This is a genomic window from Frankia sp. AvcI1 (assembly GCF_001420875.1).
Classification (GTDB): domain Bacteria; phylum Actinomycetota; class Actinomycetes; order Frankiales; family Frankiaceae; genus Frankia; species Frankia alni.
Genome location: NZ_LJFZ01000010.1, coordinates 217,554 through 227,218, shown reverse-complemented (window position 1 = coordinate 227,218; position 9,665 = coordinate 217,554). Strand labels below are relative to the sequence as shown.

The 9,665-nt window shown below is 75.1% G+C and carries 3 protein-coding genes and 5 pseudogenes; 6 read left to right on the top strand and 2 right to left on the bottom strand.

Translation table 11 applies throughout. From position 1 onward, the window contains the following. Nucleotides 1–332 precede the first annotated feature (332 nt). Nucleotides 333–678, bottom strand: a 346-nt coding sequence (locus UK94_RS50470; protein WP_268761327.1) for a helix-turn-helix domain-containing protein, incomplete at its 3' end; no start/stop codon positions are given. A gap of 142 nt (nt 679–820) precedes the next feature. Between UK94_RS50470 and UK94_RS13220 the strand changes: the two genes are divergently transcribed. Further along, on the top strand, nt 821–1,324 hold the full coding sequence (locus UK94_RS13220) for a nuclear transport factor 2 family protein (protein WP_095212711.1): 504 nt from the start codon (nt 821–823) through the stop codon (nt 1,322–1,324). Nucleotides 1,325–1,427: 103 nt separating this feature from the next. Here UK94_RS13220 and UK94_RS13215 read toward each other — a convergent pair whose 3' ends face one another. Next, a complete protein-coding gene (locus UK94_RS13215) occupies nt 1,428–1,793 on the bottom strand; it encodes a nuclear transport factor 2 family protein (protein ID WP_011604063.1) in 366 nt (121 codons plus the stop codon). Nucleotides 1,794–2,397: 604 nt separating this feature from the next. Between UK94_RS13215 and UK94_RS50465 the strand changes: the two are divergent. The 5 pseudogenes from UK94_RS50465 to UK94_RS50445 all read left to right on the top strand — a co-directional run. Beyond that, nucleotides 2,398–2,855: pseudogene (locus tag UK94_RS50465) on the top strand (SDR family NAD(P)-dependent oxidoreductase); the annotation flags it as partial. A gap of 1 nt (nt 2,856) precedes the next feature. After that, nucleotides 2,857–3,156 (top strand): annotated as a pseudogene (locus UK94_RS50460) (dehydrogenase); the annotation flags it as partial. A 129-nt stretch (nt 3,157–3,285) separates the two neighbouring features. After that, nucleotides 3,286–5,548, top strand: a pseudogene (locus tag UK94_RS50455) (nitronate monooxygenase); the annotation flags it as partial. Nucleotides 5,549–5,553: 5 nt separating this feature from the next. Then, nucleotides 5,554–7,645: pseudogene (locus UK94_RS50450) on the top strand (beta-ketoacyl synthase N-terminal-like domain-containing protein); the annotation flags it as partial. 32 nt (nt 7,646–7,677) lie between these two features. Further along, nucleotides 7,678–8,044 (top strand): annotated as a pseudogene (locus tag UK94_RS50445) (acyltransferase domain-containing protein); the annotation flags it as partial. Between the last annotated feature and the right edge of the window lie 1,621 nt (nt 8,045–9,665).

Sequence of the window (9,665 nt, the reverse complement as noted above, 5' to 3'; positions counted from 1 at the left end):
ACGCCGCACGCCGCACCAGTGACCGTCGACCATCGACACACGAACATCGCGAGCACAACGCGCCACATCACAACGGAACACCACGCAACGCGACGAACGGTGACCGGGCCCAGGATCACAACCGGGCCCGGACCGTCACCGACGCGCGGCGAGACCGTCCAGAACGACCGCGACCGCCCCGCGGCTGACCGCGGTGGGCACGGGCATCGCTGCCGCCGCCTGGGTCAGGCCCCGAACCAGGAAGTAGAGCTCGTCGACGGAGACGTCCAGACGAGCCACCCCCGCGTCCTGCGCGCGACGCAGCACGGCGTCGACGGCGTCGCGCAGCCGCNGAGCCGCGTCCGCCGCGCCCGAGGGGACCTGATCGGTGGCACCGAGCAGGTTCGCCAGCGTCACCTTCGTCGCGCCCCGCTCGACCATCGCGGTGACCAGATCGCCCAGCGCCGGACCCGGTGCGGGCGCGGCCGCGAGCGTGCGGGCGTGCGCGACGAGGTCGTCGAAATGCCGGACCAGCGTCGCCTCGACGAGGTCGGTCTTGGTCGGGAAGTGGCGGAACACCGTGGCGACGCCCACCCCGGCCCGACGGGCCACCTCCTCCGTCGACGCCTGCGCGCCGAGCTCGCCGAACACCTCCTCGGCGGCGGCGAGGATGCGCTCACGGTTCAGCCGGGCGTCCACCCNCATCCGCTGACCCTCCCTCACCGACGACGACAGCCCCCCGACCGTCGTATCACCCCCGCCGCCAAGGGGTGTAAACGAAGTCGCCACTTCGGCTAGGATGCGAAGTCGTCACTTCGCTTACGTCGCCCGGAGGCCTGGGATGACTTCCACCCCCACCCCTACGCCCACCCCTGCCCCTACGCCAGCCCCTGCCCCTGCGCCCACCCCCGCCGAGGTCTTCCACGCGCTCGCCGACGCGGTGCCGCGGCTCGTGCTGGGCGACCGCTCCCAGCTCGAACCACTCATCGCGCTGTACGCCGAGCCCACCGACGTCCGCCATCCGTTCGCCCCGTTCCCGACCGAGCCGCTGCGCACCCGCGACGACCTGCGCCGACACTTCGGCGGGGCGACGACGGAGGCCGACGGGATCGAGACCTTCGCCGCGGTCGAGCGGACCGTGCACGCCACCGCAGACCCGGAGGTCGTCATCGGCGAGTTCCACTACGTCGGCCGCGCGCACGCCCGCGACTTCGACGTCGCATGCGTCTTCGTGCTGCGGGTGCGCGCCGGGCGGATCATCGAGTCCCGCGACTACACCGACCCCGTCGGGTTCGCCCGGGCGTTCGGCCAGCTCGACACGCTCGCCGCGGCCCTCGCCGGCTGACCGGCGAGCCGCCCGCGCCATGAGCCGCCCGCGCCATGAGGCGGGCGGGCAGGGCGGACGCGGTCAGCCGGACGCACCTGGGTGGGCGCGGACGGGTGAGGGGTCAGGCAGGCGGGGTGGTGAACTCCGGCTGGTCGATCAGGCGCAGCCAGGAGCCGTCCGGCTGGCGGCGCACGACCTGGGCGCGGGCGCCCGCGCCGTCCTTCGGCGGGGTCGAGGTCAGGGCGATGTCGCCGCTGGCCAGGGTCGGCAAGGGCGCCTCCTGCTCGAACGGCGGCAGTTGCGGCAGGACCTTCGCCCAGAAGGCGTGGATGGCCTCGCGGCCGACCGTCACGCTGCCCGGCGGGTAGGCCATCACCGCGTCCGGCTCGTAGAGCGCCGCGATGCCCTCGGCGTCGCGGGCGTTGACTCGCTCGACGAACAGCCGGGTGAGGTCCTCGGGCTGCCACGCCTTGTCGCGCTCCGACATGTGTCCTCCTNCGTGGGGAGCCTGCTCCTGGGAGCCTGGTTGTGATCCGGGCCGATCTGTGNGGTTCCAGGATCTCCGGGACGGCGGCCAGAAGTCCAACAGATGATTCATATGGCTTCCAGAACCAGTGCTCATGAGGTGCCGAGAGCTCGGGTGCCTCCCGGCGGTGGAGGCGTTCGCGCCTGTCCCCCTCCCGCCCGTCGCCGACTGTAAAGAACAAGTCATCTTTGACTGCCGAAAACCGGACAGATCAGACGTACCGGACGCGATCCACGCACACCGTCCGACCTGCTCGTTTGGCGCCCCGAGTCCCCCCGGAGGNGGATGCCCGGGGTAGCTCCTTGGTGGAAATCGCCCTTCCGCTGCACTTGCACGAAGTTCGGGCACTGCCTAGTGTTCCTGCTGACTCAGATCAACAAGTGGCAGGATTCAGCAATCCGGACCATGCAGGACCGGACCCGCGAGCTCGCCATCTCTCGGCGAATCAATTCACCCGAATATCATCTCGCGGCACCGCCGACTGCCCTTTTATTGGGATGTCATCATCGGCAGGGAGGTTTCCATGCTGCTCGCGGACAAGGTTGTCGTCGTCACCGGTGGCGGNCGCGGAATCGGCGCGGCGCTCGCCGACCAGGCCGCGGGGGCCGGCGCCCGGGCCGTCGTCGTCGCCGACATCGATCTTACCGTCGCACGAGCGACAGCCCAGCGTGTGGGCCTGAACGGCACCGCGGTCGAGGCCGTCCGGGCCGACGTCGGGTCACCGGCGGACCTCGACGAGCTGGCCCGCCGAACCCGCGAGATGTTCGGTTCCGTCGATGTGTTCTTTTCCAACGCAGGAATCGCGGCCGGCGCCGGTGTCGATGCCACCGCGCGCCAGTGGGCCCGCGCCTGGAGCATCAATGTGATGTCTCACGTCCACGCCGCACGCATTGTGCTTCCGAGCATGCTGGAAAGGGACAGCGGCGCGTTTGTCATCACCGCGTCCGCAGCCGGCCTGCTGAATATCCCCGGGGACGCGCCCTATGCCGTGACGAAGGGCGCCGCGGTCGCTCTCGCGGAATGNCTGGCGCTGACCCACGGCGGCCGCGGCGTGCAGATCAGCGTCCTGTGCCCGCTCGGCGTCCGCACGGACATGCTGGTCGACGCCCTGAACGCCGGTCACGAGACGGCCCGCGCGGTGGTGGCGTCCGGCCCGGTGCTGGAGGCCGACGTGGTCGCCCGATGTGCGATCGAAGGCGTCGCCGAGGGCCGGTTTCTGATAATGCCCCAGGCGCAGACGGCGACGGCGTACGCCGAGAAGGCCGCCGACCCAGAGGGCTGGCTCGTCCGGCACCGCCGGGCCACGGCCGTCCCCGCCTCCTGACGCCCTTCCGCGGGCACCGCCGTCGCGGCGTGGCCCGCGCCCGCCGCCCCGGCCCGTCCCGCCCGTCACCCAGCCGTCCGCCCGGCGGCCGTCCGCCCGGCGGCCGATCATCGTTGGAGAAGTGAGTCCATGCAGGCAAGCGCGCAGCCTCCCGCCGCCGCGTTGGGCAGCTCACCGGGACCGGCACCGGTTCCGGCCCCGTTCTCGGCCCCGGCCCCGGTTCCGGCGTCCGCCGCGGCTCGTCACCGGCGCGATCTCGTCCTCGGGGTGAGCCCGTTCGGCGAGCCCGATCCCCGGCTGGTGGCGGCGCTGTGCCACGCCGGCGCCTGGGGCGTGCTCGACCTGGGTCGGGACCCGGTCGCAGCGCTCGCCGCACTGCGCACCACGGCGCGTCTGGTCGACGGCCGGTTCGGGATCCGGCTGGCGGACCCGGGGCTGGTCGCCCCGGCGGATCTCGCGGCCCTCGCCGACCGCATCGGTCTGGTCCTGCTCCCGGCGCCGCCGCCCGGCGACGGCCCGCGCCGGGCGGAGCTCGCCGCGCTGCCGGGCGCGCGGCGCCTCGTCGAGGTCACCACGGTCGAGCAGGCCCGGGCGGCGACGGACGCGGGGGCGCACGGGCTGGTGGCCCGGGGCAACGAGGCCGGCGGCCGGGTCGGTGAGCTCGGCGCGTTCGTCCTGCTCCAGCAGTTGCTCGACGGTGACGGCCGGGACCTGCCGGTGTGGTGCTGGGGTGGGATCGGGGTGCGCACCGCGGCGGCGGCGGTCGTGGGCGGCGCCGCCGGCGTCGTGCTGGACAGCCAGCTCGCCCTGCTCGCCGAGTCCGACGTGCCCGCCGAGACCGCCGCGTTGCTGCGCCGGATGGACGGCACCGAGACCATCGTCGCCGCCGGCCATCGGGTCCTGCAGTCCGCGCCGGACCGCCGCACCCACGGCGACGCCGCGACCTGGCCGTCCGCGCGGGTGCTGGACCGGCTCGGCGGCCACGGCGAGGGGCGGCTCCTCCCCGTCGGCCAGGACGGCTACCTCGCCCGCGCGTTCGCCGAGCGGTACGGCACGGCGGCGCGTGCCGTCAGGGCGGTGCGCCGCGCGATCGCCGCGACCGCCGGCGGCGCGGAGGCCGCCGCCGCGGCGGCCATCCTCACCGGCGACTCGCCGTTGTGCACCACGCTGGGCCTCACCCGCCCCGTCGCGCAGGGGCCCATGACCCGGGTCAGCGACTCGCCGGCGTTCGCCCGCAGCGTCGCGGGCGACGGCGCGCTGCCGTTCCTCGCGTTGGCGCTGGCCACCGGCGAGCAGGCCCGCCGGCTGCTCGCCAGGACCCGCGACGCGCTGGGTGCGCGACCCTGGGGGGTCGGCGTCCTCGGGTTCGTCGCCGAGGACCTCCGGGCCGCCCAGCTCGCCGCCGTCCGGGAGATCCGGCCGTCGTGCGTCATCATCGCCGGGGGACGGCCGGGCCAGGCCGAGGAACTCGAACAGCTCGGGATCCCCACCTTCCTGCACGTCCCCTCCCCCACCCTGCTGCGCCAGTACCTGGCCGCGGGGGCGCGCCGGTTCGTGTTCGAGGGGGCCGAGTGCGGCGGGCACGTCGGCCCCCGTGGCAGCTTCCCGTTGTGGGAAGCCCAGGTCGGGGTCCTGCTCGACCACCTTGACGACGGGGGGCCCGGTGCCGGGGGGCCCGGTGCCGGAGGCGGTTCGGTGGGTTCGCGGGCCCCTGTCCAGGTGTTGTTCGCCGGCGGCATCCACGACGCCCGGTCCGCGGCGATGGTCGCCGCGCTGGCCGGGCCGCTGGCCGCCCGCGGCGTCGAGGTCGGCCTGCTGATGGGGACCGCCTACCTGTTCACCGGCGAGGCGGTCCGCGACGGCGCCATCGGCGCGGAGTTCCAGCGCCAGGCGCTGCGGGCCCGCGCCACGGCGCTGCTGGCCACCGCGCCGGGCCACCTCACCCGCTGCGTGACCAGCCCGTTCGTCGACCGGTTCGACGAGCTGCGCGCGCAGTTACGCGCCGACGGCGTCGCCGACCACGAGGCGTGGGAGCGGCTCGAACAGTTCAACGTCGGACGGTTACGCCTGGCGAGCAAGGGCCTGGAGCGCCGCGGCGACGAGCTGCTGCGCGTCGACGCCGAACGCCAGCGGGCCGAGGGCCTGTTCATGGCCGGCCAGGTCGCCGTGCTGCGCGCGACCGCGACCACCATCGCCGACCTGCACGACGACGTCACCATCCGGGCCCGCCGGTTCCTCGCCGACCAGGCGGGCCGAGTCCGCCGGCTGACCGGCATCCGCATGGCCGACGCCGCAGCGTCCACGGCCGCCCTGCCCTCGGCCGCCCTACCCTCGGCCGCCGTACCCTCGGCCAACCTGTCCACGGCCGCCTCCCCCGGTCCGATGGACATCGNGATCGTGGGAATGGCCTGCGTCTTCCCGGACGCGCCCGACCTGGCGAGCTACTGGTCGAACATCGTCGCCGGGGCGAGCGCGATCGGCCCGGTACCGGCCGACCGGTGGGATCCAGAGATCTACTTCGACGCCGGCGACGGCGGTCAGTCGCGCCCCAGCGGCGAACGGACCCGGTCGAAGGTGGGCGGGTTCCTGCCACGGATCCCGTTCGACCCGCTCCGCTACGGCATCCCCCCGTCCGCGTTGACCAGCATCGAACCGGTCCAGCTCCTCGCCCTGGAGACCGCCCGGTGCGCGCTCGAGGACGCCGGCCTGGACCCCGGGGGCTTCGACCGCGCCCGCGCCGGCGTCGTGTTCGGCACCGAGACCAACAGCGACCTGTCCGCGGCCATCACCCTGCGCGGGCTGCTGCCGGCCTACTACGGCCGGGTGCCGGCCGAACTGGACGACCAGCTGCCCAGGGTGACCGAGGAGACGTTCACCGGCATCCTCGGCAACATCATCGCCAACCGGGTCTCGAACCGCCTCGACCTCGGCGGCCCCGCCTACGTCGTCGACGCGGCCTGCGCCTCGTCGCTGACCGCGTTGGACCTGGCCTGCAAGGAGCTGCGGTTCGCCACCGCCGACGTGATGCTCTGCGGCGGCGCGGACCTGCACAACGGCATCCTCGACTACCTGATGTTCTCCTCGGTGGGCGCGCTGTCCGCCACGGGCGCACCACGGCCGTTCGATGCCTCCGCGGACGGCACCGCGCTCGGCGAGGGTGTCGCCTGCGTCGTGCTCAAGCGGCTCGCCGACGCCGAGCGCGACGGCGACCGGGTGTACGCGGTGGTCAAGGGGCTCGGCGCGGCCAGCGACGGGCGCTCGCTCGGCCTGACCGCGCCGCGGGCCGACGGGCAGCGCGTGGCGCTGGAACGCGCCTACCGCGCCGCCGGGGTCTCCCCCGCCGACGTCGGCCTCGTGGAGGCGCACGGCACCGGCACCGTCGTCGGGGACCGTACCGAGCTCGGCGCGCTCACCGACGTGTTCACGGCGGCGGGCGCGGCGCCGGGGGCCTGCACGCTCGGCTCGGTGAAGTCGCAGATCGGCCACACCAAGACGGCCGCGGGCCTCGCCGGGCTGGTGAAGGTGGCGCTGGCGCTGCATCACGGCGTCCGCCCGCCGACCCTGGGGGTGCGCGAGCCGAACCCGGCCTGGGACGCGTCGACCAGCCCGTTCTCGTTCTCGGCCACCGCCCGCCCGTGGCCGGTCCCGCCGGCGCGGCGGGTCGCGGCGGTGAGCGCCTTCGGGTTCGGCGGGGCGAACTACCACGCCGTGATAGCCGGCCATCCGGCGACGGCCGGGGCCCGGCACGCGCTGGACCGCTGGCCCGCCGAGCTGTTGCTGATCCGTGGAACCGACCTCGACGCCGCCGGGGAGACCGTCGAGGAGCTGCGTCGCCTGGTCGCGGCGAACGACGAGGCCGGTCGGCCCTGGGCGCTGCGGGACTTCGCGGCCACCGCGGCGCGGATGGCGGCGGAGCGCCGTGGGCCGGTGCGTTTCGCCCTCGTCGCCGACGACCTCGACCATCTCGCCGACCTGCTGGCCCGGACGGCGGCCCCGGACGCGCGCCCCGGCCGCGGCCTGTTCCTCGCCCCGGGCGAGGGTGCCGCGGCCGCGCCCACGCAGGGCAGCTCCGATGGGCTGGGCGGATCGGCGCCGGGACGGGTGGCGGTGCTCTTCCCGGGGCAGGGCAGCCAGCGGCCGGGAATGCTCGCCGATCTGTTCGTCGCCTTCCCCGAGCTCCAGGACTACCTGCGGGCCGGCGACGCCTGGGCGGACCTGCTGCACCCGCCGTCCGCGTTCGTCACCACGGTGGGAGGCGACGCGGGCCCCGCCGCGCGAGGAGGCGACGCGCAGAGAGGCGACGCGGGCGCGGACGCCGAGACGCGGCTGCGCGATACCCGGGTCGCTCAGCCGGCGCTCGGGATCACCGGGCTCGCCGTCCACCACCTGCTGACCCGGCTCGGTGTGCAACCGGACCTGCTCGCCGGGCACAGCTACGGAGAGCTGGTGGCGCTGGCCGCCGCCGGTGCCTTCGACCCGCAGACGCTGCNGGAGCTCAGCGCCGCCCGCGCCCAGTCGATCATGGCTGCGGTGGAGACGGCGGACAGCGGCGAGGGCTCGGAGGCAGCCGGGCACGTGAGTGATCCGGGGGCGATGGCGGCGGTGCGTGCCGGCGCGGCCGAGATCGAGGCAGTGCTCGCGGACGCCGGGCTCGCCGCCCAGGTGGTCGTGGCCAACCACAACTCCCCCGGACAGTCGGTGATCTCCGGGGCGACCGCCGGCATTGAGCGAGCCGTCGAACTGCTGCGCACGGCCGGGTTGGGTGCCGTGCGGCTGCCGGTGGCGTGCGCGTTCCACAGTCCCCTGGTCGCCGCGGCCGGTGACCGGTTCGCCGAGGTCCTCGCCCGAACCCGGGTGACGGCGCCGCGCCTGCCCGTGTGGGCGAACCNCACCGCCTCCCTCTACCCCGTCGCCGACCCGCAGGGCGGCACCGAGCCGCCCGCGGTCGAGGCCGACGGGAACTCGGCGACCGGCACACCCGCAGACACGGACGCAGACACGGACGGGCACGCGGACCGGCACGCCGCCGTGGCCCCGAACGGCGGCACCGACCCGAACAGCAGCACAGACCCGAACGGCGACACAGACCCGCACGGCAGCACAGACCCGAACGGCGGCACGGACCTGGACGGCGGCGCGAGGGTGCGGGCGGAGCTCGCGGCGCAGGTGGGCGCGCCCGTCCGGTTCGTCGACGAGATCGAGGCGATGTACGCCGCCGGGGCGCGCGTGTTCGTCGAGGCGGGTCCAGGTCGGGTGCTGACCGGGCTCGTCGACGAGATCCTCGGCGAGCGCCCGCACGTCGCGGTCGCCTGCGACGGGCGCCGCGGTGGCCTGCGCGGTTTCCTCGACGCGGTGGCGGAGCTCGCTGTCGCCGGGGTCGCGTTGCGCCCGGACTGGCTGGTCGAGGGACGCGACGCCGCCGACCTGCGGGGCAGCCGGCCGCCCGCCCGCCCGCGATGGAGCGTGACCGGCCGAGCGGTGTTGACGGCCGACGGCGAGCCGCTGCCGGGCGGACTCACACCGGCCCGACGGGTCCCCCTCGCACCGGCCCGGACGTCGCTGTCCGGACAGCCCACAACGCTCGCCCAGCCCTCTGGCGGCGGCCTGCCCGCCGCGCCGGCGCAGCCGGGGGCGTTCGTCCAGGCGGCAGCCTTCGCACAGCCGGGGACACTCAACCAGCCACAGCCGGGACTGGGCGGGCAGGAGATTGGCGCGGGACGGGACGCGGGTGCGCCGACCCGGGAGGCACTGGTCGGCCACTTCCTCACGACCGCACGAGACATGCTTGCCGCTCAGCGCGACGTCCTGCTGTCCTACCTGGGCACCCCGGCCACCCCCCCGGCCGGAGCCGGCCCAGCGGTGCCGTCGGCCCTCGCCGCGGTGGGGACGACGGCGCCGCTGCTGGGCCCGGCGGCGGCCATCGCCCCGGCAGGGACCGGCCGGCCCGGCGGCGGTGACGGCCGACCCGCCACGGCAGACGGCCCACTCGCCACGGCAGACGGCCGACTCGCCACGGCAGACGGCGGATCCGGCGCCGGAGACGGCGGGGTCGGCGCGGGGAACAGCGGGGTCGGCGTGGAGACCGGCGGGGTCGGCGGGGAGGTCGGCAACGGTGGCGGTGCCGCGGCGGTCGACCTCGGCGCGGTCGTGCTGGATCTCCTCGCGGGCAGCACCGGCTACCCCACCGAGATGATCGAACCCGACCTGGACCTCGAAACCGACCTGTCGGTCAACTCCATCAAACGCACCGAGATCGCCGGCCAGCTCACCCAACGACTCCACCTCACCGACACACACGGCCCCCGCGCCGTCGAGGAACTGAGCCGACTACGCACCGTCCGCGCCATCATCACCTGGCTCACCGAACGGGCCGCAGCACCTGGCCCCGGCGCACCCGCCGTGCCCTCAGCAACCACCGCGGCCCCAGCAACCACCGCGTCCCCAGCAACCACCGCGTCCCCAGCATCCGGCGCGCCTCCGGCGTCCCCGACCGCCATGGCGCCCGCGGT

What these genes read in the sequence shown, in the direction of transcription:
- UK94_RS13220 (WP_095212711.1), top strand. Translation starts at nt 821, where the DNA reads ATGACTTCCACCCCCACCCCTACGCCCACCCCTGCCCCTACGCCAGCC.
- UK94_RS13215 (WP_011604063.1), bottom strand. Translation starts at nt 1,793, where the DNA reads ATGTCGGAGCGCGACAAGGCGTGGCAGCCCGAGGACCTCACCCGGCTG.